General features: G+C 44.0%; 23 protein-coding genes and 1 CRISPR repeat array (1 of these 24 running past the window's edge). Of the genes, 15 read left to right on the top strand and 8 right to left on the bottom strand.

The annotated features are described in order from the left end of the window. Positions 1 to 52 precede the first annotated feature (52 nt). On the top strand, positions 53 to 1,024 hold the full coding sequence (locus tag QUB44_RS14420) for a putative 2-dehydropantoate 2-reductase (protein WP_333368456.1): 972 nt from the start codon (positions 53 to 55) through the stop codon (positions 1,022 to 1,024). A gap of 129 nt (positions 1,025 to 1,153) precedes the next feature. On the opposite strand, the gene QUB44_RS14425 is transcribed toward QUB44_RS14420, so the two are convergent. From QUB44_RS14425 to menA, 5 genes are all read right to left on the bottom strand, one after another. Further along, on the bottom strand, positions 1,154 to 2,572 hold the full coding sequence (locus QUB44_RS14425; RefSeq protein WP_333368459.1) for a 2-succinylbenzoate--CoA ligase: 1,419 nt from the start codon (positions 2,570 to 2,572) through the stop codon (positions 1,154 to 1,156). Between the two features lie 69 nt (positions 2,573 to 2,641). Beyond that, the gene (locus QUB44_RS14430; RefSeq protein WP_333368462.1) at positions 2,642 to 3,754 is read right to left on the bottom strand and encodes an o-succinylbenzoate synthase; all 1,113 of its coding nucleotides are present in this window, start codon (positions 3,752 to 3,754) and stop codon (positions 2,642 to 2,644) included. Between the two features lie 11 nt (positions 3,755 to 3,765). Beyond that, positions 3,766 to 4,566 carry a 2-succinyl-6-hydroxy-2,4-cyclohexadiene-1-carboxylate synthase gene (menH, locus tag QUB44_RS14435; protein ID WP_333368465.1) on the bottom strand — a complete coding sequence of 267 codons (801 nt, stop codon included), beginning with the start codon at positions 4,564 to 4,566 and terminating at the stop codon, positions 3,766 to 3,768. 4 nt (positions 4,567 to 4,570) lie between these two features. Continuing rightward, on the bottom strand, positions 4,571 to 4,816 hold the full coding sequence (locus tag QUB44_RS14440; RefSeq protein ID WP_333338398.1) for a hypothetical protein: 246 nt from the start codon (positions 4,814 to 4,816) through the stop codon (positions 4,571 to 4,573). A gap of 142 nt (positions 4,817 to 4,958) precedes the next feature. After that, complete coding sequence (gene menA / locus QUB44_RS14445; RefSeq protein WP_333368469.1) at positions 4,959 to 5,855, bottom strand: 2-carboxy-1,4-naphthoquinone phytyltransferase; 897 nt, start codon at positions 5,853 to 5,855, stop codon at positions 4,959 to 4,961. A gap of 427 nt (positions 5,856 to 6,282) precedes the next feature. Between menA and QUB44_RS14450 the strand changes: the two genes are divergently transcribed. Further along, positions 6,283 to 7,716, top strand: a complete 1,434-nt coding sequence (locus QUB44_RS14450; RefSeq protein WP_333368472.1) for an isochorismate synthase — start codon at positions 6,283 to 6,285, stop codon at positions 7,714 to 7,716. 111 nt (positions 7,717 to 7,827) lie between these two features. Here the strand turns inward: QUB44_RS14450 and QUB44_RS14455 are convergent, their stop codons facing one another. Then, a complete protein-coding gene (locus QUB44_RS14455; protein WP_333165277.1) occupies positions 7,828 to 8,124 on the bottom strand; it encodes an antibiotic biosynthesis monooxygenase in 297 nt (98 codons plus the stop codon). A 73-nt stretch (positions 8,125 to 8,197) separates the two neighbouring features. Here QUB44_RS14455 and menD point away from each other — a divergent pair, with 73 nt between their 5' ends. Beyond that, positions 8,198 to 10,105, top strand: coding sequence for a 2-succinyl-5-enolpyruvyl-6-hydroxy-3-cyclohexene-1-carboxylic-acid synthase (menD, locus tag QUB44_RS14460; protein WP_333368475.1), 1,908 nt, complete (start codon positions 8,198 to 8,200; stop codon positions 10,103 to 10,105). A 44-nt stretch (positions 10,106 to 10,149) separates the two neighbouring features. On the opposite strand, the gene grxC is transcribed toward menD, so the two are convergent. Next, positions 10,150 to 10,464 (bottom strand): glutaredoxin 3, encoded by a 315-nt coding sequence (grxC, locus tag QUB44_RS14465; protein WP_333165275.1) that lies wholly within the window; start codon positions 10,462 to 10,464, stop codon positions 10,150 to 10,152. A gap of 251 nt (positions 10,465 to 10,715) precedes the next feature. On the opposite strand from grxC, the gene QUB44_RS14470 reads away from it, so the two are divergent. Beyond that, positions 10,716 to 10,931 carry a hypothetical protein gene (locus tag QUB44_RS14470; RefSeq protein WP_172188518.1) on the top strand — a complete coding sequence of 72 codons (216 nt, stop codon included), beginning with the start codon at positions 10,716 to 10,718 and terminating at the stop codon, positions 10,929 to 10,931. Between the two features lie 173 nt (positions 10,932 to 11,104). Here QUB44_RS14470 and QUB44_RS14475 read toward each other — a convergent pair whose 3' ends face one another. Beyond that, positions 11,105 to 11,980, bottom strand: a complete 876-nt coding sequence (locus tag QUB44_RS14475) for a WYL domain-containing protein (protein ID WP_333368478.1) — start codon at positions 11,978 to 11,980, stop codon at positions 11,105 to 11,107. 88 nt (positions 11,981 to 12,068) lie between these two features. On the opposite strand from QUB44_RS14475, the gene cas3 reads away from it, so the two are divergent. The 11 genes from cas3 to cas2 all read left to right on the top strand — a co-directional run bounded on the left by cas3 (position 12,069) and on the right by cas2 (position 23,595). Continuing rightward, the gene (gene cas3 / locus QUB44_RS14480) at positions 12,069 to 14,174 is read left to right on the top strand and encodes a type I-D CRISPR-associated helicase Cas3' (protein WP_333368482.1); all 2,106 of its coding nucleotides are present in this window, start codon (positions 12,069 to 12,071) and stop codon (positions 14,172 to 14,174) included. A 154-nt stretch (positions 14,175 to 14,328) separates the two neighbouring features. Next, the gene (locus QUB44_RS14485) at positions 14,329 to 14,937 is read left to right on the top strand and encodes a hypothetical protein (protein ID WP_333368485.1); all 609 of its coding nucleotides are present in this window, start codon (positions 14,329 to 14,331) and stop codon (positions 14,935 to 14,937) included. Then, complete coding sequence (locus QUB44_RS14490; protein WP_333368488.1) at positions 14,930 to 15,190, top strand: DUF433 domain-containing protein; 261 nt, start codon at positions 14,930 to 14,932, stop codon at positions 15,188 to 15,190. Before QUB44_RS14485 ends, QUB44_RS14490 begins: the two co-directional genes overlap by 8 nt. After that, positions 15,187 to 15,570, top strand: a complete 384-nt coding sequence (locus QUB44_RS14495; RefSeq protein ID WP_333368491.1) for a DUF5615 family PIN-like protein — start codon at positions 15,187 to 15,189, stop codon at positions 15,568 to 15,570. Before QUB44_RS14490 ends, QUB44_RS14495 begins: the two co-directional genes overlap by 4 nt. Next, complete coding sequence (gene cas10d / locus QUB44_RS14500; protein ID WP_333368495.1) at positions 15,567 to 18,824, top strand: type I-D CRISPR-associated protein Cas10d/Csc3; 3,258 nt, start codon at positions 15,567 to 15,569, stop codon at positions 18,822 to 18,824. The genes QUB44_RS14495 and cas10d overlap by 4 nt, the downstream gene beginning before the upstream one ends. Before the next feature lie 54 nt (positions 18,825 to 18,878). After that, positions 18,879 to 19,898 carry a type I-D CRISPR-associated protein Cas7/Csc2 gene (gene cas7d, locus QUB44_RS14505; protein ID WP_333368498.1) on the top strand — a complete coding sequence of 340 codons (1,020 nt, stop codon included), beginning with the start codon at positions 18,879 to 18,881 and terminating at the stop codon, positions 19,896 to 19,898. Between the two features lie 5 nt (positions 19,899 to 19,903). Further along, complete coding sequence (gene cas5d / locus QUB44_RS14510; RefSeq protein ID WP_333368502.1) at positions 19,904 to 20,611, top strand: type I-D CRISPR-associated protein Cas5/Csc1; 708 nt, start codon at positions 19,904 to 19,906, stop codon at positions 20,609 to 20,611. Between the two features lie 91 nt (positions 20,612 to 20,702). Then, a complete protein-coding gene (gene cas6 / locus QUB44_RS14515; RefSeq protein ID WP_333368505.1) occupies positions 20,703 to 21,536 on the top strand; it encodes a CRISPR-associated endoribonuclease Cas6 in 834 nt (277 codons plus the stop codon). A 150-nt stretch (positions 21,537 to 21,686) separates the two neighbouring features. Next, positions 21,687 to 22,280, top strand: a complete 594-nt coding sequence (gene cas4, locus QUB44_RS14520; protein ID WP_333368508.1) for a CRISPR-associated protein Cas4 — start codon at positions 21,687 to 21,689, stop codon at positions 22,278 to 22,280. A 22-nt stretch (positions 22,281 to 22,302) separates the two neighbouring features. Beyond that, positions 22,303 to 23,307 carry a type I-D CRISPR-associated endonuclease Cas1d gene (gene cas1d / locus QUB44_RS14525; protein WP_333368511.1) on the top strand — a complete coding sequence of 335 codons (1,005 nt, stop codon included), beginning with the start codon at positions 22,303 to 22,305 and terminating at the stop codon, positions 23,305 to 23,307. A gap of 15 nt (positions 23,308 to 23,322) precedes the next feature. Beyond that, positions 23,323 to 23,595: a CRISPR-associated endonuclease Cas2 gene (gene cas2 / locus QUB44_RS14530; RefSeq protein WP_333165245.1), complete on the top strand. Its 273-nt coding sequence runs from the start codon at positions 23,323 to 23,325 to the stop codon at positions 23,593 to 23,595. Between the two features lie 253 nt (positions 23,596 to 23,848). Further along, positions 23,849 to 26,175: direct repeats of the CRISPR family, unit length 37 nt; unit sequence GCCGAAAACAACCTAAAACCCTATCAGGGATTGAAAC (it continues 6,681 nt past the right edge of the window).

Below are 26,175 nucleotides of genomic sequence, written 5' to 3' on the forward strand. Positions count from 1 at the left end.
TATGACAGTTAAATTTCTGTTTTGTTGATATTATTTCTGACTTTTTGATAGTATGTCAAATCGCAATTATGCCATTGTGGGCACGGGAGCTTTAGGCGGATTCTACGGTGCTAGACTGCAACAAGCAGGTTTAGAAGTCAATTTTTTGCTACGCAGCGATTACGATCAGGTCAAAAAACACGGTTTGATTGTCGAGTCTCCCGAAGGCGACTTCACCCTCCCCCACGTCCGCGCTTACCATAACACGCATAAAATGCCTAAGTGCGACGTAGTAATTGTAGCGCTGAAAACAACTCAAAATCACTTTTTGCCCCAAATTTTGCCTCCTTTATTAAAGGATAACGGCGCGGTTTTAGTATTGCAAAACGGATTGAATGTCGAACCGGAAGTAGCTAAAATTGTTGGTGCAGAACGAGTGGTTGGCGGGCTGTGTTTTCTCTGCTCTTATAAAGTTGGGCCCGGTCACATCTGCCACCTAGATTACGGCACTATCACCCTGGGAGAATATGCCCAGGACTACAAAGCAATTGGTATTACTGATAGATTGCACCAAATTGCTAAGGACTTTAAACGTGCTCATATTCCTATTAAAATGAGCGAAGATTTGCTATTGTCAAGGTGGAAAAAGCTGGTTTGGAATATTCCGTATAACGGGCTGTCTGTAGTGTTGGATGCGAGAACTGACGAACTGATGGCTAATCCCGATACTCTAATTTTAGTTAAGGAAATCATGGGGGAAGTGGTAGCGGGAGCCAAAAGTTGCGATCGCATTATTCCCGATGACTTTATCCCACATATGCTCGAATACACTCAGAAGATGAAGCCTTACCGCACGAGCATGAAAATCGATTATGATGAATCGCGGCCCCTGGAAGTTGAGGCGATTTTTGGTAATCCGATACAGGTGGCGCAGCAAGCAGGTATTAAGTTGCCCCAAATAGAGGTACTTTACCGAATGTTGAAGTTTGTGGATTTTCAAAGACAAGAAGCGGAGAGGACGAGAAGGCTATTAAGTTTGTCGTAATTAGTCAGTTGACTGTTGGCTGTTGATTGTTGGCTGTTGACTGTTGACTGTTGACTGTTGGCTGTTGTCAGGAGTCGGAAATAAGCATGATAAATTCTGCCTTCTGCATTGATTGCGATCGCCTAATAATTATTGATATTCGAGCGCAATTTTTTGCAATTGTTCTCGATTGACTTTGCCTTGAGAATTGCGCGGCAATTGTTCGACGATTACCCAATATTTCGGCCGCTTAAACTTGCTCAACTTATCTTCTATTGCCACTTGCAGATTTTTGACAGTAACTTCGGAATTAGCGGGAACGTAGATAGCCGTAACGACTTGACCCCAATCTTTGTCTGGCAAGCCAATTACAGCAACATCCGCCACTAAATTAGTCGATCGCACAACGGCTTCAACTTCCGCCGGAAATACATTTTCTCCGCCTGTAATAATTTTGTCGCTGCTGCGTCCGACGATATTTAAGCAGTTATTTTTATCAAAAAATCCCACATCGTCTAATTGGAAATATTCGCGCTCGCCAAAATTTTCCGGATAATAACCCAACGCCAAAGATTTAGCATTTACCGCAATATTTCCAATTTTATTATAGCACAAAATATCGCCTTTTGCACTGCGAATAGTTATTTTAGCATGGGGTAAAGTTTGACCAGAACTGTTATTGCCCGCGAGAAAATCTTGGGGTTTTAGTGTAGCAATTTGCGAGGCAGTTTCGGTCATGCCATAACTGGGCGCTAATTTGATTTGATAGTTTCTAGCTGTTTCTAAAAGTTCCGGCCAAGCGGGAGCACCACCCAAAAGTACGGCCCGAAACCGTCCCAGCCAATTAGCTGTATCTGGGTTTTGCAGCAGCCGTTGCAGTTGAGTTGGAACTAAAGAAATGAAAAATTCTTCTGGTTCAATATCGCACTTTTCGCCTGCTTCCAGTGCTTTGAACGACCCAATTGCCAGTTTTCCCGCCGTCGTAAACGATCGCATGAATTGCATTAAACCGCTGACGTGGTATAATGGCAAAACGCAGAACGAGTTGATTTTGTCAACTTGAAAATATTGTTGAAAACCTTGTACTGATGCGGTTAGTGTTTCCCAAGTGTGGATGGCAAAACGGATTTTTCCTGAAGAACCGCCGGTGGGAATCATAATCGTATCAAAACCGCTTTTAGTCGGCGAATAGAATTCGCGGTTATAGAAACGAAGTTCGCCTTCGCGGACTGGGATATGGGGATTGTTGGGAAGCGGGTATTGTCCCCAAATTAAGTCGGGTTGGACTAAATCAAAGACTTGTTGCCATTCTGGTTTTACCCAGTTGGGATTGCAGAGAAAAATCGGGCATTTGGCGGCGCTGGCGGCGATGAAACTTGCCAGAAATTGCACTGGTTCTGGTTCGGCGAGGCAAATTTTGGGGGGTGTTTTTTGTGCGGGATTTTGGGTGATTTCTTGAAATAGCCGATCGACAATTCGGGCAAATTCGCGACTGTCACAACCGATAAGCCAATTATCAGGCAAGCCAGACGCGATATCCAGGAGATTTACTGTTAGATTTGTTGCCATAGATGCTTTCACCAAGTTTCTCGATTCAAAACAATTACCTAACCCGCTTGATTTAGTCGTGGGAGTAATCTAAAATCTAAAATCCAAAATCGAATTATTGTCGTCGAACCAGCAATCAGTGCCGAAGCCGAGTGCTCTCTTATTTGGAGACAATTCTCTTGCTAAACTTAATGCTGCTTGTCGGCCGATTTTGGTTTCAAATACTGATGAAAAAACTGCGTCTATATTGTGAGTTTGACAAAATTTTCGCAGTTGGGATGGAGAACCGCAGATCGCAGGTTTAATGACGAAAATTCCCCGCCAGCCTTGGCTGTAGCACTCTTGGATGCGATCAAGGTTGGCTGCAGATTCATCAAGGGCGATCGGAGTTCCATAAATAGCATTCAATTCTACCATTTCCTGAAATTGTGTTACGGGCAGCGGCTGTTCCAAAAATTCAATGTCTGCGGAAAAGTCAGTTGCTTTTACCTTGTCGCAAGCTTCCAGCCATGTTTTAGCCTGCGAGTAACTGAGTCCCCCGTTGGCATCTAAGCGCAAAAATGCTTTTTCGCGATCGCACAAATTGTGCATTGCTTCGATTAGCTGCTGAAAAATCTTTAATTCTTCCTCAATTGCAGCAACGCCAATTTTCCATTTAAACGTGCGATAGCCCTCTAACCAAAGCACTTGCAAAGCCTGCAAAGCTATTTCACCTGCTGGCAATAAACCGCTAAACCGATTTTTTTCTTCCTCATTCCCAACCTCTGTCCATTCGTGACTGCTTAAGACTGAACCCGCAATAAATGTCGATTTTAGGCGAAGTCTCGATCCCCCTAAATCCCCCTTAATAAGGGGGACTTTGAGAATATTTCTTGTCCCCCCCTTATTAAGGGGGGTTAGGGGGGATCTAGAGTTTGATAGTGCTGACTCAAAGCCAAATTGACAAGCCGGCAATTCAGCGGAAATAGCAAAAATCATCTCTGATGAAATATTACCGGGCAACTGGTGACAAAAATCTAAAGCTTGCTCAAAACTTTCGGAATCAAACCAACTCAAAGGGGCAATTTCTCCCCAACCAATTTGATTATTTTCGCCCATAAGTCGCAGGATAATTCCTTCGCGAATATCCCAAATACCGTGACTTGTTTGCAGTGGACGCTTAAATTTTCGCTGATAAGTGCGAAACTCGAATTGATAAAGCATTGGTTTTTTAGTTAATCATAAAATTGTCTCACAACAGATCCAAACTTATCAATATTTTCAAAATGGATATTGTGACCAGCTTTTGGTACAATTTCCAGAGTAGCGGCCGGACACAATTTGGCAATTTCGGTATTTATAGTTGTAAATTTATCATCATATTCTCCCGCTAGCAAGAGGATTGGAATTTGATTTTGTGCGAGTTTTTCCCAGAGAGAGGGCTGGTTGCCCGTTCCCATGTTGCGGAGGGATTTGGCTAATTCTAAGGGATTGTTTGCTAAGCGGCTTTCTATGAGTTTGTCGAAGTTGGGAGAATTTTTTAAAGATTTGAATAAAGGGCGATCGTACCAGTTTAATAAAAAATCTTTAATGTTGCTATTTTCTAGCTTTTGTGCTAGCTGTAAATCGGCTTGCCGGCGGTGCGATCGCTCTTTTTCTGTTTTCAATCCCGGAGAAGCTGACTCTAACACTACTTTCTCAAATCTTTCGGGAAAATGTAATGTCATGTAAAGTGCCAATCGCCCGCCCATTGAATAGCCCAACAACAAACATTTGTCTATTTGTAAATCATCTAATAACTCGATTAATGCTTGGGCAGTATTTGGCATATTGTAGCAACTTTCGTCGCCGATTACTCTGGTTTCTCCATGACCGGGAAGGTCAACTGCTAGACAGCAATAACTTTTAGAAAATAAGGAAATGACGCTGCTAAAATCTTGAAAGTTTCCCGTGAATCCATGCAAAAATATAATTGTCTGCTGATTACAGTTGCCATTTAAAAAATAGTGAAACTGATAATTATTAAAGTTAGCCATTTCGTCACAACATCACTGCGATGTTATCAGGTATCGAGCCAGTATACTCTATTGCGACAGATTTTCCCTTCCTTAATGAAAGCTTACTGTAAATTTCATCGCGTTCTGTTGCATGGGCTAAAACTTCACCTCGAATCACGTTTAATTCTTCATCTAATTCAGGATTGACGATGAGTACCCACTCATCAGGATATAGGCTAAAAATTTCTTCTAAACTCATAATTTTGCCAATTTCTGTTTGCGTACTCATGCTTTGATTCTCATTTTTTACGATTCAATATGAGGTACGGATTGCTAAATTAAAGAAAATTTTGAGAAGTCACCCAACTCCACCAACTCCCTCAACTTAGCAAACCATACCTCTATTTTACCGTAATTCTCGATCGCCCGATCTACAAACCAAAGCCCAACGCCAGCAGCAATCCGCTCGAAAAATGCAGCGTAACTGCGATAAACTTAGAGTTGCTGACCTTTGCAGGTTGGTCGTGATAGTCTGTGACATGGCGGCAAAGCTCGATCGCAAATGGCAAACTCCCAAAAATTAACAACGTCCAAATTGGGAACATTCCCAAAGGCACAAATAGCACAGTCAAAGCATAAACGCTGCCGCACAACCACTGCAACAACTGGGCACCTTTTTTCGTACCGAGTCGCACAATTGGCGATTTTTTGCCCGCCGCCAAATCATCCGCAATTTGATGAAAGTGGGAACAAAATAAGATGATACTCGTAGTAATTCCCACGATTGCCGAAGCCGCAAAATTAGTTGCAGACCAAGTTTGAGTTTGACTGTAATAAGCAGCGGCGAAGGCTAGCGGCCCAAAAGTGAAAAAGCAGATGATTTCTCCCAAACCCTGATAGCCAAGACGAAACGGAGGCCCTTGATACGTGTAACCGAGAGCGCAGCACAAAACTACTAGCAAAATTACTGTTGGGTCTTTTTGCCACCAGCTTATGGCGCAGATTCCAGACACTCCGACCGCTAAAAATAGATTTGCCAGCCCGAAAATTAAAGCTTTATTTCCGGTTAAGTTAACTAAAGAATGCGCTTTGTTTTTATCGATGCCTGTTTCCGAGTCAAATACATCATTGCTGAGATTCAGCCATGCTATAATCAAAATGGCTGACATTAAAAATGTCGAAAAAATTGACGAATTAATCGTTTGAGTTTTGGCAAAAGCAACGGCTGTTCCTACTGAAATAGGAATCACCGCAACGCTGTACATAGGCGGCTTGATTGCCGCCAGCCACAATTTACTATTTGAACGTTCAATTAACTTTGTTGTCATTACACAAACTTGATTCAATTGATAGCAGCGTAGTAATTTTACAATTTTATTGGTGAAGAAACTCTACTCTGTATCTGGTTGAGTGCGCGGGGGGCATCCTTTAAGAGGCTTTGCGGGCGATCGCGCGCCCGATAATGCCCGTCTGCAAACCTCTGCGGGGTCGATCGCATGAGAGTAGAGATTGAGTCGCTCAATCTTAAAGTTTTATGTCTAAATGTTTCGATTGATCGCGCGTTGGCGAAGTCCGCCCCTACGGGGGCTACGCCAACGAAGAAGATCGTCTGTTTTTTGCCCCCCGCTGAGCCCAAACTTTCCGGGAAACTCGAAAGGTCGTGTTTTGCGATCGCCCTGCCGTGCTTAGATCGAAATAGGGGTTTTAGCCGGACAAACCCACACTCTATCTGACAAATCTGCTATTCTCGCTTTCATGACAGTAATACCGCACCGCGCTAATCTCTTGCAAAACCGCAATCAACTGCATCAGTTTCTGTTAAATTGCCAGCAGTCTTTAACCGAAAAAGATCGCACAAAAATAGTTAGTATTTCTCAGGAAATTTACCCCGTCGATCCGCTAGCTGTACTGCAAGAGATTTCCGAACCTTGCCAGCGGCACTTTTACTTTGAAAAAAGAAACCCAATTGTCGGCAAAAGTTTTGCGATCGCAGCCCTCGATTCGGCAATCCATCTCACAGTAGCAGGAACCGATCGATTTACCTTAGCTCAAAATTTTATTCGTTCAACACTTGCCAATACAATTACCATTGGTGCGGAACGCTTGCCATTTAGCGGGCCTCACTTTTTTTGCAGTTTTACTTTTTTTGATGAGAACATTGCGGCTAATTCTTACTTTCCGCCCGCTACCATATTTTTACCAAAATGGCAAATTTCCAGACAGAAAGATAGCTGCATTATCGTCGCTAATGCCGTCATAGAAAAAGATATAAACATTAAAATCATCGCCGAAAATATCTGGCAAACATTTGATAAAATTGCCTCTAGAAAATACCATAAATTAACTACTGTGTTCGACAGTTCGATATCTTTGAAACAAATCCCCGTCAATGAGGCCAGTCAATTTAAAACATCAGTAAAGTCGGCTTTAGAATTGATAAAATCTCAATATTTTAGTAAAATTGTTTTATACCAAGCCATAAGTGTAATTTCTAAAACCCCTTTCAGTTTAATAGATTCCTTAAATAACTTGCGCCTCAGTTATCCAGATTGCTATGTATTTTCAACCAGTAACGGCAAAGGTCAAAATTTCATCGGTGCTAGTCCAGAACGCTTAATTAGCATTCACAACAATCAGTTATCAACCGATGCTTTAGCAGGTTCAGCACCGAGGGGAAAAAGTGAAGCAGAAGATGCGAAACTAGCCCAGGGGTTGCTAGAGAGTGAGAAGGATATTCGAGAACATCAAGTTGTGATTGATTTTATAGTCCATCACCTTTCTAAACTAGGCATAACCCCCAATTGTTCCCCAACTCCCCGACTGCTGCAACTATCAAACATTCAGCATTTGTGGACACCAATCACAGCTCAAATTCCCGCCAATATTCATTTATTAAAGATTTTAGCTCAACTGCATCCAACCCCAGCGGTAGCAGGCGTTCCGAGAGACATCGCCCTCGAACAAATTCGCCGCTGCGAAACCTGTGATCGCTCCCTCTACGCAGCACCCATCGGCTGGATCGATGCCCGTGGCAATGGGGAATTCGCGGTCGGGATTCGATCAGCATTAATCGACGGCGATCGGGCTATACTCTATGCTGGTAATGGTATTGTGGCAGGTTCCGAACCGGAAAAAGAACTAGCAGAAATTCAGCTCAAATTACAACCACTTTTAAATGCTTTAGTCTAATTCAGCTAATTTTAATCCGCTCCCAGAAACCGGGTTTTTTACGAAAAGACGCGTTATAGCCCGAATATTCCGTAAAAACCCGGTTTCTTTGGTTGGATTGCGTAAGTCATGTTAATTAATTTTAACCTCCTCAAAATGTTCTACTATGGGAAAAGGATCGTAAAAATGGTGAAGCATTCTTTTCCACTCTTGATATTGGTCGGAATTCCTAAATCTAATGGTATGAGCTTCTAAATTTTCCCATCTAACCAATAATAGATATTTTCCTTGAACTTCTGTACAGCGATGAAGTTCGTGAGATAAATATCCATCTATAGACGATATCAGACTGGAGGCTTCTCTAAAAGCTATCTCAAAATCACCCTCACAGCCAGATTTGACATTAAGCACAACCGCCTCAAGAATCATAAAAATGTATCCTGACAATTATTTGAGTATAATATCCTAGCACAATACAGAGTTGAGCTACTCAGGTTTAGCAATGCCAATAGATTTTCGCAACACAAATACCGTCTGGGCTTCCGTATTAGCAGAAACTTTGCAGCGGTTGGGATTAACTACAGCCGTGATTTGTCCCGGTTCGCGATCTGCACCCTTGACAATAGCTTTTGCTCAAAATAAAAAAATAGAAACTATTCCCATACTCGACGAACGTTCTGCCAGTTTTTTTGCATTAGGAATCGCCCAAAAATCCGGTTTACCAACCGCACTAATTTGTACGTCGGGAACCGCAGCCGCCAACTTTTATCCTGCGATAATAGAAGCCAGAGAAAGTCGAATCCCGCTGCTAATATTCACCGCAGATCGACCTCCCGAACTGCGGGACTGTCACGCCGGACAAGCGATCGACCAAGTTAAAATATACAGCAATTATCCGAACTGGCAAGCCGAATTAGCGATACCTTCTGCGTCCAGAGGAATGCTAGACTATCTGCGGCAGACTATCGTGTATGCTTGGGAGCGATCGCAATTTCCAACTCCCGGCCCCGTTCACCTCAACATCCCCTTTCGCGACCCACTTGTACCCGTTCCAGACATAGCTGTAGAAGCTTTAGAAACACAATTCAATCCCGAACATTTCTTTGCAGGATTAGAACCAATTTTTGCCGGAGAAAGCTCTACCACCCCCTTGTTAAGGAGGGGAGAAGAAAGTACAATGCAACAATGGCAAAAGTGCAGCAAAGGGATAATTATTGCAGGCGTTTCCCAGCCTCAATTTGCCGAAAAATACTGTAGTGCGATCGCCCAAATTTCCCAATTATTAAACTGGCCAGTTTTAGCAGAAGGATTATCCCCAGTCAGAAACTACGCCCAACTAAACCCCCATCTAATTTCCACCTACGATTTAATCCTGCGAGACCGCGAACTAGCAGATAAATTAACTCCAGAAATCGCCATTCAAATCGGAGACTTTCCCACAAGCAAAGAATTGCGAAACTGGCTAGACAAAACCCAACCAAAACGCTACATAATCGACCCCAGCCACCACAACTTCGATCCGCTACACGGCAAAACCATTCACCTGCGAACCTCCCCTGAAAATCTCGCAACTAATCTCGCAACTATATTAACTCTTGTCCCCCCCCTTATTAAGGGGGGGTTAGGGGGGGAGCGAGCCCCTGCTACCACTAATACCCCCCCTCAAATCCCCCCCCTTAACAAGGACGAATCAACTCAAATCCCCCCCCTTAGCAAGGGCGGGTTAGGGGGGGTTCAAACCTCTCCCTCAAACGAATACCTCCAACTTTGGCGCAACACCGAAATCCAAGTCAGACAAACAATAGACCAAAAAATATCAGCAATTAACAACATAATCGAACCCAAAGTTTCCTGGCTGCTTTCCCAAATTTTGCCACCGGGAACACCGATATTTATTGCCAACAGTATGCCCGTCAGAGATGTAGAGTTTTTCTGGAAGCCGAACAACTTAGAAATAAAACCGTTTTTCAATCGTGGCGCTAACGGTATAGACGGCACATTATCAACTGCTTTGGGAGTTGCTCACCGCAATCAAAGCAGCATCATGCTAACAGGCGATTTAGCACTTTTGCACGATACAAACGGCTTTTTAATTAAAAATAAATTTGTGGGTCATTTGACAATCATATTAATTAATAACAACGGCGGCGGAATTTTTGAAATGTTGCCCGTTGCCAAATTTGACCCGCCTTTTGAAGAGTTTTTTGCCACGCCGCAGCAGATAAATTTTGCTCAGTTGTGTGCAACTTATGGGGTGCAACACGAGGTTATTGACGATTGGGAACAGTTCAAAGAAAAATTAAATTTGCTACCAAATAGCGGGATTCGGGTCTTAGAATTACAAACAGACAGGCGATCGGATGCTAAATGGCGGCAAGATAATTTAGGTAAATTTGCCAAAGATTTGTAAATTTGTAGGTTGAGCAGGTGGAACCAAACCCAACCTACACTAATTTAAACTGCTGGTTGAGCTAGCAGCGAATCTAACTGTCCTTCTGCATCAAGTTTGTGAATGTCATCGCATCCGCCTACGTGTTGGTTATTAATGAAAATTTGGGGCACGCTGCGGCGTCCGTTAGCGCGTTCGGCCATTGCTTTTCTAGCGGCTTCGTCGCCATCAATTTTGTATTCCGTGAAATTTACGCCTTTCCACCACAGCAAAGTTTTGGCGCGGATGCAGTAGGGACAGGTTTGCCAAGTATAGATTTCCACATTGGCTTTGATGCGATCGGGCTTGCGACCCAAGATGGGATTAAGAAAATCAAGCATTTTTAGTACGGGGGTAAGGGTGGAACTCATTTAGAAATCATACCCAATGTATAAATTCTGCTGGTATGGGCGCATCTGCCAGAGGTGGGTTTTAAGCTGTCGGGCGATCGCCCTGTGACCCAAGTCACAACTTGGCTCTACTCGGATCACTTGCTTTCACCCCTGACAATCACCTTCGCGGCCTCATTAATATCACCGATATTTAGAGGAAACCAGAAGATGATAAATATATCGAATTCAACCGCACTGCCATGCACCCCGTACAACTCCTCCCCGGCGCTATCTCTGAAATCCTCGCTTCTGTAACCGATACAGGCGTTTTGACTCTGGCGGATCGCTACGGTTTGATGGCCGCCACCTTCGACGACTCTCTGAATGATGAAGACAGAGGCTGTGTCAACCGCTTGTTGCGGGCGGTGCTCAGAGGCCGAGTCCAAGTAGTCAACGAACTTTCCGCAGCATTCTAATCGGGATTTGAAGTTTTGTTCTGAAGGCAAGGTGAGTCAGCGGTAGATGAAAATAGTGGAAACTCAGGCAGGAGTTGAAACAGCAGTAATTTGAATTCGATTTAAAGTTTTCTCCTCTAACTCAACAACGGTTTATTTGTCAAAGCAGCCTTTATCGGCTGCTTTTTTTTGATTTAATCGCGGATTTCGATGTTGTACTGGCGGCAGAGGGCGATCAGTTTTTGTTGGAAGCGATCGCGCACGCTGTCTGGAGACACAATGACGCAATCTTCGCCGTAACGGAATACCTCCCGAATCAGCCAAAAGGGATTGGAAACGCGCCGCACAACTTGTCGCACCTTGGTTTTCCCCTCTCCTAAGACTTCATCCTGAATATCCTTGTCCACTCTGTGTTCATAGGCTTTGATCAGTCCGCCCCGAAAGTGTAAGTACACTAATAGATAATCTAAGCCTTCGCACCGCCAGTGTCCACTTATAGGGACGATCGCTTTGATGTTGTCGAAGCGCAGACAGCGGTTGTGGATGAGTTCGGCAAAGTCGGGATTTTTGATGTCATCAGTCTCTTCGCACCAGATGTTGAGGTAAAAGCGTTTTTCTTCAAAAGACACCTCGGCGTATCGCACGGTGTACTCTAAGTCCTCTCCTTGGTTATTGCGGTAGAGGAGGTGAAATGGCTGTTGAGCCTTCTTGAGCTGATCCACGCGGGGACGCCATCCCTCGCTGGGTTGACTAACCAGTTGCAGAATTGATTGACGCAGGGGAGCATCAAGGTTGCCCCGATCTAACATTAATGCTGCCAGGACTTCTGCGTCTCGAAGATGGCCTGAATCAACAAGGAGTTTAGCAGCTTGTTGTAAGGCTGCGACTTCGGTGGAGTTGAGGGTGAAAGGTTCACCAACTTCTAACTTGTGCTGGGCGATCGCGACCAATAACCCCGATACGCTGGGACTTTTGCCCCATTTGATACCGAGGCGAAGGGCGATCGCCTCTAGCTGTTCCTTGGTTTCCGGCGGAACTGAAAGGGTGAGTGCTTCTTTTTTTCGCGACATTTTTTAAATATACTTGCACTTAACCAAAAATTGTGTCATTGTAGGTTTAGTCTAAATACAGATTACCTCGATCAACAGGCAGATAACCATGACAGCCTACACTATCATGCTGAAACCCGTGTACTCACGTCCCGCCCAGACGCTTCCATCAGGCATTACCTTACCTCCGGGCTGGGACGGGCTCTCGCAGCATCAAGTCGAAACCTACGAAGCACTGAAAGACCCAACCATTGATGTTGTCTTCAATACAGCAATGACAGGGGACGGTAAAAGTTTAGCAGCTTTTCTGGCAGCCGTGACCAATCGCACGTACACTTTAGCAATGTACCCGACAAACGAACTGGCGCGCGATCAGGAAAAACAGGTAAGAGGCTACAAAGCACTGTTTAAACCGGAAAACGACCCGCAAATTTATCGTTTGAATGCGGCGATTCTTGAGGATTTTATTGCGACAAATAAACTTTCTTCAAAATTAGCAGGATTGTGCGATCGCGCGGACAACTCAGAAATTTTACTGACAAATCCCGACATCTTCCACTACATCCACGATTTCCGCTACTTGCGGCGAAACCAAAAAGGCCAAGGAGACAATGCCGATCGCCTATTTGCCAAAATTGACGACAGCTACGAACTCTTTATTTTTGACGAATTTCACATCTTCTCATCTCCCCAAATTGCCAGCGTCATCAATTCCATCTTGCTAATTAAACACACGGTTCCAGGCAAAAAGTTTTTATTCCTCTCTGCTACGCCAAACAAGTTGTTGGAGGATTTTTTATCCAAAGCTGGATTAAAGCATCGCATCATCGATCCAGTCAAGCAGGGAGGTTATCGCTTTGCAGCCGGCGACAACTGGCGGCAGATTAGTTATCCGATTAACTTGAGTTTTCCGCAAAAGTTAGAGCCAAACCTGCGCTCTAGTTATAACTGGATTGTCGAAAATGCCGAAACAACGATTTTGAAATTTTTTCAAGATAATCCTGGGAGTAAAGGTGCAATTATCCTGAACTCGATCGCCTCTGTAAAAACCTTAGTCCCCAAATTCAAGGATATTTTTGAACCCCTGGGATTGAAAGTCCGAGAAAATACTGGATTGACTGGTGAGACAGAGAAGTCTAAATCTGTTGAAGACGCGGACTTACTTTTGGGAACATCGACAATTGATGTGGGAGTTGACTTTCGGATTAATTTTTTAGTATTTGAAGCAGCGGATGCGGGGAATTTTATTCAGCGTTTCGGCAGGTTGGGGAGACATCCAGGCTTTGACATTTATCAAGCTTATGCTTTGCTACCCAACTTTATTGTAGAGAGGCTGTTTGAGGCTGAAAACCATCCGCTGCAAGATGGCGAAACGCGCGATCGCATTAGTTTGTCAGACGCAATCCGCGCTCATTACGGCTATGTCAATGAGTTTAAGCAATATCCCAAACGGTGGGGCGGAATTCAGTCAGCTTGCGTGCATCTTGAGTTAGAAAAAAATTATCAGATGAAAACCAAGTATCCCGAAGCAGCCGATAAGTTTGCAGCAGATATTGAGCAAGCTTTGGGAGTTACGATTAAACAGATGCGAGGGCAGCTTTTCCGCTGTATGGAAAAGGAGAAAAAGAAAATTATTGAGGAGGCTCGAAGTTTTCGGGGAATCAGCCAGTTAGATTGCGGAATTTATGACATGACTAATCCAGATGAGCCTGAGAAAGAACGGTTTAAAACTTACAATCTTCCCAGTTTACTCAGTAACTTTCATTTTGAGTTGATAGCCAAAGAGAAATTTATAGAGCAAGCTAAGAAAGCCGGGTTAGCAGTCAGTCGTTTTGAGAAAGCTTTGTGTTATTTGAAATTGACGGGGTATCGGGAATTGCGAGAAGATTGGAAGTTTTATTGCTTGCGAGATGACATCACCGAGATTGCTAAATCCGGCAAAGTCCAAATTCTCAAAAATTTGGAAGTCACAGGAGGAACTAATGAGATTAGCGACAAATTATCTAGTCGAGGGTTGGTGTGTTTTGTCTCCGATCGCGATCGGGCTACTTTACGTGCCAAATGCGGATTGCCCCTGCATTTCCAAGCCTATGGTTTGAGCGATGGATTTCATGGTAAAGCAAATTACACCATAGCATTTGGGCGATCGGCGCTGTTGCTGGAGACGCTGATTTGGCACTGGAAACCGCAGCAGGATGAAGGTTGGATTTGCTGAAAAGCTTGAGGAGAAAGGGTTTTGCCCGATACCAAGAAGGCGACAGTGTTTCAATCCCTGATAGGTATTTAAGTATTTCTACTAATGCAGCACTGAACTGCACCCTTTACTCCTTGCTCAATAATACACGATGTTGTTCCTGGCGATTAACAATATGGCTACAGTAACGTCTTACCAAATTGGCTACAGTAACTACTTGACTTTACAGAGGAGAGGATGCCACGATGGGAACAACCTCAACAGACTTCTTATGGATATTCATCTCAACGACAGCGATATCTCTCAGATGCCAGAACTGCTAAGGACTTCGTTTCTCGACTGGCTCCCCAAACGCCTGAATATCAATCCGTCACAGCCCGGAGTACCCGTTCCCCAGCAGTCCAGTAAACCGGAGACACCACCGACTCAGTTAACTCTCGATTTGGCACTTGCCAGTCAGACTCCTGAAGAAAAAGCGGACAACTCCCATGTCAAGCTGACTCAGCTACTTGACGCGGGTATCACCAAGCGAGGAATGCCTGTGCGAGTCAAACTGAAGCGGGATGTTGCAAAAAAGTTAGGTCGTGACTATATCAACAGTCTGGAAATCTCCATGAAAGGAACCATTTTTTACGACGGACAAGATTTTGATAAACCGAGTCCCTTGGCAACAAAAATAAATCGCGGTTCAGCTAATGGCTGGGAGTACATCGAGGTTAAGAAGAATGACCAATGGATTTGTTTAAATGAATTGCGCGAAACCTGGAGGAAGACCAATGACTAGAGATAATTTACTGTCCCGAATCTCGATCGATCCAAATATCTGTTTTGGAAAACCCTGCATTCGCGGCCACCGCATTTGGGTTTCCCTAATCCTTGACTACCTAGCTGGAGGCATGACTGTTGAGGAAATCCTAGAAGCATATCCAAGCATAGAAAGAGAAGATGTATTCGCTTGTATTGCTTACGGTGCCGAAGTAACGCGAGATTATTATACCGACATTCCATTAGGAAAAAAGGAGGAAGCAACTACGTGAAGTTAAAGCTAGATGAAAATGTCGATCTTCGCGTTGTTACCTTTTTACGTTTGGCAGGGCATGACGTAGAAACAGTACCAAACCAAGGTTTGACTTCAGCACCCGATGTCGAACTTATTAATGTTTGCCGTCAAGAGGAAAGATGTTTAGTCACTGCCGATCGCGGATTTGGCAATCGGATGCGGTTTAATCCATCAGAGTATGCGGGGATTGTGGTAATTCGGCTAACATCTCGTGCCAATTTTACCGAGTGGAGAGAAGCAATAGAAACGTTAATCCTCGGATTAGAGCAAGCAGAAGTTTTTGGGAAATTGTGGATTATTCGACAGGGTACGATTCAGGAATATCAACCCACTGAACCAGAGGCAACAGAATCATGAAGGAAGATGAACTTTATAAATGGCTGCATTCTCCAGATGATGATGACAGTGAAACGCCAGCGAAATACGAACTTTTGACAGTTCGGCTGTTTAAAGAAGCCATTCGAGAAGCAGAAGGAAATCAGGGCGATCGCCTTTTAGCATCTTTCGCCGAAAATGTATTGCCAAACTTGATGCAGCAGCTAGTTGGAGCCACAGCCAAAGGCGGTCAATTTACTGAAGAGATGCGTCGTCAAAAAAAGAATGTAGAGCGCAGCAAACACGATCAATCCTTTACTTCTCACCTGCTTAACGGCTTATTCCCAACTTACCGAATTCTCAAGAAACTCAAGACAGAGACACCTGAAACCAATCCTGTTAAACGCAATTGCGGTGAAACAGAAATAGCTTTGTTCATAGCATCGTACATCCTGCACGACTTCGACAAATTTCCCGATTATTGTGAATGGCTGAAAACCAACGATTCAGAGGGGAAATTTGCCAACCGAGAGTGGCGAAAAGACCCACCTCATAAAGACGAAGCCCCCAATTTCGGACGCGATTATGTGGATCTAAAAATTCAACAACTCGGATTAGATAATTTATTAGGCGAAAATTGGCGATCGCACATTGATGATATTGTGTGGATGAGCAACAATGCCGGAGTCAAATATGATAGCGATCGCGGTCTTGAAATTCGCGGATTGCAGCCTAAACTCGATGGTAGAATCAGAGAAACTATAGCCAATTTAGTCAGACTCTCAGACTTATTCGCCTCAGTTATTAAACATCCCAGCGATTCAGAAGCTAACGGTTTATCTGAAGTTTTGAATTCTCTTAGCAACGGACAACTTAAATTTAGCTATCACTCGCTTTCAGACAATCGTGGAGTATTGACAAATATCATTAACAATGCTCTGATGGATGCTCATCCCAGCGAGTTCTATACGCCGCTGCTGTACTTGCCAGATGGTGCTGTTTATCTAGCTAAAACCGATGCACCGGCCATCGAAACTGCTGAAATTCCTAACCAAGTTATCGCCAAAATCAAGAACCTTTGTGCAGAGAGATTGAAGCTCAAAACAACCGGATTTAGCCGAGACGGAAAAGGCTTTAAATTTGGTGAATTTTACTGGCTGTTTTTTGATATAATCGAACTCATGGGAGTTAGCATCGAAGCAGCTTGCAAACTCATTACCAGCACCAAAGCATCCTCGGCAAAAAAGCGCAGCGACAGCTTGGTAAGTTTCCAAAAAGATGGGGATTTACCCGGTGAATTAAATCTTGAATTTCCCGAAGACTATCGAATTGATAGGCTAGCAGAATTTGGCGATATCCTGTGTCGGGGCATTTGGAATAAATGGCAGGAACGCTTGAGTGATTCTCAGAAAGAAGTGCCCAAAGCTAAACGGAAAAGCCCGCCCGAATTAGACTTGACTGAAAAACTTGCCGAACATTTAGGTTTAGCCGACCAAATACCCGCTTTAAAAGCAATCCAATCTCTCAAAAAAACAGGCGGCGTTCCTCTGGATTGGTATTACTTAGCTGCACAGTATTTTCAGCGAAATAAAGGACGAGATGAAACTGAAGTGCGTGCCGTCTTAACCGATATGGTTGAATGTGCAGTCACTCTCATCAAACCCATCGCCGAAAACTTTGAAATTCCCGACGGCTGGAAGGATTTGCGGACTTATGTCAGCCGCATTGTGTCCTTGCCGACGGGGGCAGTTGTAAAACCAGAAACCGATCCTTTTTTACTAGAATTGGCGCGGTACAGTGCAGCAAAAATCACAGGGAGAGGACGCGAAAATGTTTGTGCGATGTCTAGTTCGGCTTACACTGTGACAGAACAAATGGAGGCGGCGACTTTATTTACTCCCCAAGTTTACAGCAACCGCCAAATTTTGTTTAACGCGCAAGCTGCCAAGCGTCAAATTTGCTCAATTTGGTCTATCGAAATCATGTTGAGACAAATCTTGATGAATCAAACCAATGCCACAGGAGGAGACTTTGAAGGGCGCAAATATCGCTATCTCTATCTTTATCCCGCTTATTTCTTTACTCCAGAAACCAACAAGTTTCTTCAGAAAGCTTACAGTTGGATTGCTAGGACGAGATTTGATGCTGATATTCGCAAGCACTTAATTACTGACAAACAAATTGCCAATTTTACGCTTGACAATTATCAACAGGTTGATTCATTATTGATTCAGGAGAATTTGCCAGCAGAAGACGATCGCACTTTCAAGATCAGCTATCCCGACAATCAACCGCTGACTTTTTTCTTCCTAGCATTGCCACCGGGAAAAGATGCCACAGATACCGAATCTTGGGTAATGCCGACTTGGTTAGCTTTTGCTTTACCGCTAATTCTTGATGTCAAAACAGTTGCATCCGAGTCGCCAGTACCGCCCTTTATTAGCGGTGCAGATTTTGAAAAAACAGTTGTCATTGATGGCGAACATCAAGCAATTCGTTCTCTGATTAAGGAAGACAACTATCGCTTAGATGGTATTCTACCTCGCACATCAGACAAACGTAAATTTTCACCGCTAAATGCTCTAAGTGCCGCTTACTGCATTCACTTAGAAGTCAACCGCAAAAAAGATGGCAATCCTGACTGGGGGAAATTGTCAGATTTAGCACGCGATTTAGAAACCAGTCCTCTTTATGTCTTTCACTACCTGAATAAATGGCTGCGGAAACAAGACAAAATCGAGTCCGTACCCATTGCCAAAATCCGCCTGTACCTAAATTTTTACTACTACTTTGAACCAAAGGGAAACACCGTGAATCAAATGCGAGAATTGACCGAACTATACCGCCGCTTTTATCGGGCAAAAAGTCAATATGCGAAAGCTAATGCCGTGCTGAAACCTATTGACGAAGCTGCTGACGTTATTCTGAAATTTGACAAAGCTTTAGCCAACAATACCGAATCTTTAACGGATATTGTGGGCGGACGTTTATCAAAGCTCATGAATAACGTGCGACGGCGGACGGCGGAGGGAAAACCGACACTTGCCTTTGTTGATGGGAAGTGGAAACCTGCTTTGAATTCTGAAGAAGAACGGCAAGCAATTTACGATTTTGCTAAGTATTTTGTGGAGGAAATTTTTGATAAGAGTTTGAAGGGCGATCGCGCTCGTTTAGCAGGCACTCAACTCAATTTAATTCGGGATACTTGCGATTATCTTTATCGCTTAGAAGATGATAAGGAACGCAAGGAAAAGAAGCAGGATGAACCTGATGAACTCCCCGAAACAGAAACATAATTAGCCTAAATTGTCCACCTTTTTTCAATTACCTTGTACTGGAGAAACCAAACCATGAAATTCCTGAAAACCCTCGATTCTAAATTTTTTCACGATGAAATTCCCGCAAAACCGATGGGAAAATATGCTCATTTCATCACCATTCGAGTCACCGAATCTTATCCGCTATTTCAGACTGACGGCGAATTGAATAAAGCCAGAGTAACTGCTGGGATTGAAAATAAAAATAACCACATAATTAGCCGTTTAGCAATGTTTAAGCGGAAACAGTCTACACCCGAACGTTTAACAGGACGGGAGTTGCTGCGAAATTACAAAATTGGCGACTGGGAAAAGTGCGACTACAACGTCGATTTTAGCAAAACTACTCCTGATTGTATTTTGTACGGTTTTGCGATCGGCGATTCGGGTTCTGAGAAATCCAAGGTTGTTGTAGATACTGCTTATTCCATCACTCCCTTCGACGATTCTCACCTCAATTTCACCCTCAATGCACCGTTTGAAAGTGGAACAATGAGCCGTCAGGGGGAAGTTACCAGTCGCATTAACAGTCAAGACCACATTTTGCCTCAAGTCTTTTTTCCCAGCATTGTAACGTTGAAAGACCCGACAGAAACAGGTTTTATCTACGTTTTTAACAACATTCTCCGAACGCGGCACTACGGGGCGCAAACTACTCGCACTGGTCGAGTTCGCAATGAATTGATCGGAGTGATTTTTGCTGATGGCGAGATTGTTAGCAATCTGCGGTGGACGCAAAAAATCTACGATTTGATGAGTGCTGCTGGCAAAATTAATCCCCCAGATCCTCTCAATGAAGATGATGTTTTGACTGATGCGAATCGAGCAATTTCTGAACTGATGGATGGAGAGTGCATCTCGCACCGTGATTTTCTCGGCGAAGCTTTCAATAGCCTTTTGGCAGAGGTTAAATCGATTTCCAGCGATGAAACTAAACTACAAGAAATGCTGAGTCAAGCTAATACTGAATCAACAGCTTATGCTCAGAAACATATCTTAAAAACTTCTGAAAAAGGCAAGAAAGGTAAAAAAGCAGTTGCACCTACGGAGTAACAACCATGGCTTTTATTTACCGCTGTCAAATCGAGTTGCACGATAGCCTTTATTTTGCAACTCGCGAGATAGGAAGACTTTACGAAACTGAGCCAGTAATTCACAATTACGCGCTTTGTTACGCTCTCGGTTTGGTGGATAGCGAAATCTATTCCACCACCGTTTCTGAAGAACATTCCTATCGCTATTTCTGTCCCGAACAAGTTCCTAAATACGAGCCGCATTTAACGGCGCTCAACCAACAGGGGATTTATGTTACTCCGGGGCGTACTATTTCTCACTCCTCTACTCTCAACACTTGGAAATATGCCAATAACAACTATCACGTTGAAATGGAGAAAACTCAGAAAAATATCCCTAGTTTTGGAAGAACAAAAGAAATCGCGCCGGAAAGCAAATTTGAGTTTTTCATAATCTCAGAGAAGCCTCTGAAACTGGCAAAGTGGATTCGTCTGGGAAAGTGGATGAGCAAAGCCGCAGTCGAAATTTTAGAACAGAAGGAAGTGAAGCGATCGCCCTCCGAAACAGACTTCATTTTTCCCTATCTTCTCAACCCTTTAGATGTGATGTTTTCCCATCAAGTAATTAGCTACGATGTGGTTAATATGCCTCCGGTTAGCCTCATCCAAAATGTCAAAATGCTAGGGCGATATTACGAGTTTGACAAACTCAAAATTCCGGCGTGTATGGAATACCGCTTTCGGGCCGATTAATAGGAGGCAGAGCCTCTAGAAAGGCGTTCCCAGGTAGAACCTGGGAACGATAAAAATTAAACCAATTTTAAGCATTAACCATTAATCAAATATGCCACACAGCCTAGTCCTCAACATCCTTCCCCTGGCCCCAATTCCCCCCGGATACCTCACCGGAAGACACCTGCACGCCCTCTTCCTCACCCTCGTGAGCTCCGTTGACAAACAACTCGGCGATCGCCTCCACGATGCCACAGCCCAAAAATCCTTCACTCTCAGCCCTTTGCAAACTAAAAAATGCCCTTTCAAAAAACACCATTATCTCGAATGGGAACACACAGAACTAATTCCAGAACACACGCTGTGTTGGTGGCGAATTACTCTGCTGGATGACACTTTATTCGGCAAGTTAACTAATCTTTGGCTGAATCTCAATCCCTCGAAGCCGTGGCATCTCGGCCCCGCCGATTTGATGATTACTAAGATTCTCGGCACGCCCCAACTAGATCAGCCTTGGGCTAATGCTTGCGATTACTCTCAATTGTACGATCGCGCTTCTGAAACCAATCGTTTAATTGCCTTCAGCTTTGCGACTCCTACAACTTTTCGACAGGGGAAATTTGATTCCGTGATTCCTACTAGAGACTGCGTTTTTAATAGTCTCCTCAGTCGCTGGAATAAGTACAGCCCGATCGCAATTCCCGATCTTTCCTTCGATGCACTTTTTTCGACATTTGTCAATATACGCAGTGAAAAATTGACTAACTATCAAAGCGATTTTGTCGGCATGGTTGGGGAGGTTAGTTATCGGATTTTGGGAGATGTGGAGCCTTTAGTGATTAAGCAAATTAATGCTTTGGCTGATTTTGCTGTTTACTGCGGGGTGGGGAGGAAAACTCCGATGGGGATGGGAATGACTCGGCGGATTGTTGTTAATAAGAGTTAAACGGATTTTGAGGGCGGGCAAGATGCCGGATTTCCAGGGCGGGCTTTCCGGCCCAACCCCTACTCCCCACAATAACACTAAACTCTTGTGGAACAGGCATCTTGCCTGTTGCTAATTTCAATTACTAATCTCCTACAAACTATCAAAATTATGAACAATTCTGATTATATTTCGATCGCAACTATCAACCAGTATTCTTACTGTCCTCACCGCTGTTGGCGAATGTCTTGTGCGGGAGAGTTCACCGATAATCAGTATACCATTGAAGGGACAACTTTGCACGATCGCGTTCACACAATGGGCGAAATTAACCGCAATGAAACTTGGCAGGTGCGGGCGATTTGGCTGAAATCCGAGCGCTACAGACTGATTGGTAAATCGGATTTGATAGAGTCGGCTGAGGGTGAAATTTATCCCGTCGAATACAAGCGGGGCCGAAAGGGGGAATGGGATAATGACGAGTTGCAAGTTTGCGCTCAAGCGCTTTGTTTAGAGGAGATGACGGGGAAAACTATTGCGACTGGATATGTGTATTACGCGCAGTCGCATCAGCGGCAATTAGTGGAGATTTCTGAGGGTTTGAGACAGGATGCGATCGCAACTATTGAAAAAGTCGGTGCTCTTTGGCGATCGGGCAATATCCCTTTACCAGTTTACACCGCTCGGTGTACCGGATGCAGTCTTTTTCCCCAATGTCTGCCCCAAGCTGCCGCCAAAGTCAACCGCTATCAAGAAGCAAGTTAATCTGCAAATAGGAGAATTCACAATGGGAACAGTTTACATTACTCAAGAAGATGCTTTTATTGGCAAAGTCGATGAACGTCTGACGGTTAAAGCTGACAAAAAAAATCTGTTGGACGTGCCATTAATTAAGATTGATGGGGTTGTTGCATTGGGACGCGCTACAGTTTCGCCGGCTGTGGTTTTGGAACTTTTGGAACGTCACATTCCTTTGAGTTTTTTGACACTAAACGGACGTTATTTGGGAAGATTGGAACCGGAAATGACGAAAAATATTTTTGTGCGAAAAGCTCAGTGGCAAGCGGCTGGGGAATCGGAACAAGCCGTGCATTTAGTTAGGGGATTTGTACGGGGAAAGCTCAAGAATTACCGCAATACTGTGTTAGAGTGTCAGCGCAAATATTCTCCCCAGGATTTTGAAAAACCCATCGCACAATTGAAACAAGTCATCGCGTCTATTGACAAAACTTCGAGTATTAATTCTCTGCGAGGATTGGAGGGGGCGGGTAGTGCGACTTATTTTGGCTGCTTCAATCAACTGATTCGCGTGCCGGAATTTAGCTTTGAAGTTCGCCGCCGCCGTCCGCCTACTGACCCGGTAAATTCTCTGTTAAGTTTGGGATATTCTCTGCTGCGGCACGATGTTCAAAGTGCAGTGAATATTGTGGGATTCGATCCGTATTTGGGATATTTGCATTTTGAGCGCTATGGGCGTCCTTCCTTAGCGCTGGATTTGATGGAAGAATTTCGACCTTTGGTAGTTGATGCTGTAGTGTTGAAAGCGATAAATTTGCAGAAAGTTTCCCCTAATGATTTTACTGCAGAACCGTTGAGCGGGGCGGTTTCTTTAACAAAAGAAGCGCTGCACAATTTTTTGCGACTTTACGAAGAAAAGAAGCAGTCAAAGTTTAAGCATCCTGTGATGGGAAAGTTGTGTACTTATCAAGAAGCTTTTGAAATTCAAGGGCGGTTGATGGCTAAGTATTTGATGGGTGAAGTTGATAAGTATCCACCTTTGATTCTGAAATAGGGAGGCAATTAAGTTATGTTTGTTTTGGTTTGCTACGATATATCTGAGGACAAGCGCCGCACTAAGATTCACAAGATTCTCAAGTCTTATGGGGAATGGAAGCAGTATTCGGTGTTTCATTGCGACGTGACGGATACCGAGTATGCCCGGATGCGCCAACGTCTGAGTAGGGTGATTAAGTCGGAAGAAGACAGCATCCTGTTTCACTATTTGTGCGCTTGCTGTCAGGGCAAGATCGAGCGGATTGGTGGCCGGGCACCGATCGATACTACGATCTTTATGGTGTGATTTTGCGTCTGGCTGTAGGTGTTGAACGGAGGGGGTGAATTTTAATGGCCCAAAGCTTTACTAGGACTGGGTTAGCAGTTGTTTGTACCTCATGGGGTCAGACGCAAATGCTGAAAGCTTTACTGGGAGAGAGTTTGAGGTCTATTTGAATTTTGCCCCCTTGACAGGGCGATCGCTGAAACGGTATATTGATTGCAGTCAGACGCAACTGAACCTTGAAAACCTTATATTTCAAGCCTCCCAGACCCCGGCTGCCGAAAACAACCTAAAACCCTATCAGGGATTGAAACGCAGAAAATTTAATTGCCTATCAAAGACAATCCGGGCCGAAAACAACCTAAAACCCTATCAGGGATTGAAACCTAGTCGTTTCCATTGCTGGTAACGGTACTATAGTCCAGCCGAAAACAACCTAAAACCCTATCAGGGATTGAAACACTCTTATCAATTTGGTGGATGATAGCCCCAACTGCCGAAAACAACCTAAAACCCTATCAGGGATTGAAACTCGACACAACGACGGCTTGTATTTCATCACTGCAAGCCGAAAACAACCTAAAACCCTATCAGGGATTGAAACTCAAGCAACTGCCAACAGTCACTACCAGCGAAACGCCGAAAACAACCTAAAACCCTATCAGGGATTGAAACACTGGTTGGCTCCGCTCAATGGAAGTTACCATGCGCCGAAAACAACCTAAAACCCTATCAGGGATTGAAACTGTGGTAACAGCAGCCGAAGCTACGCCACACCGAGCCGAAAACAACCTAAAACCCTATCAGGGATTGAAACCTTCTAATTTGTTGACTGCGATCGACTAATTAAGCCGAAAACAACCTAAAACCCTATCAGGGATTGAAACGTGCCGTTGTTAATGTTCCATTCGTAGCCGTTGAGCCGAAAACAACCTAAAACCCTATCAGGGATTGAAACGAGGATTATTGGGTTTTTTCCTGCCTCGCGCTGAGCCGAAAACAACCTAAAACCCTATCAGGGATTGAAACGAATGCGCGTGCGAACTGGAATAAGCTACCCCGTGCCGAAAACAACCTAAAACCCTATCAGGGATTGAAACGAGTGATACCCGGTATAACTCCCAAAAAAGCACATGCCGAAAACAACCTAAAACCCTATCAGGGATTGAAACTTAAAAAACTTTTTCATTGAATAAATCTTTTACAAGCCGAAAACAACCTAAAACCCTATCAGGGATTGAAACTAGTTTTGCGACTGTCTCATTTGAATCGCGTGCAGTCACGCCGAAAACAACCTAAAACCCTATCAGGGATTGAAACCCTCTTCATTTGGAGGTGGATCAGGTGTTGGTATGCCGAAAACAACCTAAAACCCTATCAGGGATTGAAACGACGCCCGCAACCTGTGCTAGAAGGCGCTTCGTTAGGCCGAAAACAACCTAAAACCCTATCAGGGATTGAAACTTATCAAGCTGACAAATACAAAAGACTTCAATCAGGCCGAAAACAACCTAAAACCCTATCAGGGATTGAAACAGCGAAATAGGCATCGGCACTGGCACGGTAATCTCTTGCCGAAAACAACCTAAAACCCTATCAGGGATTGAAACATGGGTTGGTAGTGGGTAAGGAATAAAGAGCGGCTGTGCCGAAAACAACCTAAAACCCTATCAGGGATTGAAACAAGCTTAATATTTACACCCTGTTGCCCAATCAAAGCCGAAAACAACCTAAAACCCTATCAGGGATTGAAACTAATCAATTCATCCGACCATTTGGGGTCACTCAGGCCGAAAACAACCTAAAACCCTATCAGGGATTGAAACTTAAACACCCCATTTTCGTAAACGATTGTCAAAGCCGAAAACAACCTAAAACCCTATCAGGGATTGAAACATAAGCTATACCACAAGAATGTTTGAGAGGTATTCAGGCCGAAAACAACCTAAAACCCTATCAGGGATTGAAACAAAAGACGATCCACTGGGCTTTTTTGCAGGCGGCCGAAAACAACCTAAAACCCTATCAGGGATTGAAACCTGGCGTTGAAGTTTCTGAGTTATTTTTTAGTACGCCGAAAACAACCTAAAACCCTATCAGGGATTGAAACCGTTAAATGAGCTGGCTAGAGCTTCTCAGTTTGCGCCGAAAACAACCTAAAACCCTATCAGGGATTGAAACTAAAATCCGCTACCAAAACCCATCAGAATAATTGTCAGGCCGAAAACAACCTAAAACCCTATCAGGGATTGAAACGGAGGGCAGTGTTTCAGCGCCTCCATCAGTTCTGCCGAAAACAACCTAAAACCCTATCAGGGATTGAAACGCTCAATTCGATCGAATATGTAGTAGCTGATTTCGCCGAAAACAACCTAAAACCCTATCAGGGATTGAAACTATCTGCTCTTGCTTGACGGGCGATCGCTTCCGCGCCGAAAGCCGAAAACAACCTAAAACCCTATCAGGGATTGAAACTCTTATCTCTTAACTCAAGTAGAGGGCAAACCAAAAGCCGAAAACAACCTAAAACCCTATCAGGGATTGAAACTCAATCAACGCCAGGAGCGGAAGCTCGACGCCAACAATGCCGAAAACAACCTAAAA

The sequence above is a fragment of the Microcoleus sp. AT3-D2 genome, from assembly GCF_036705715.1.
Taxonomy (GTDB): Bacteria; Cyanobacteriota; Cyanobacteriia; order Cyanobacteriales; family Microcoleaceae; genus Microcoleus.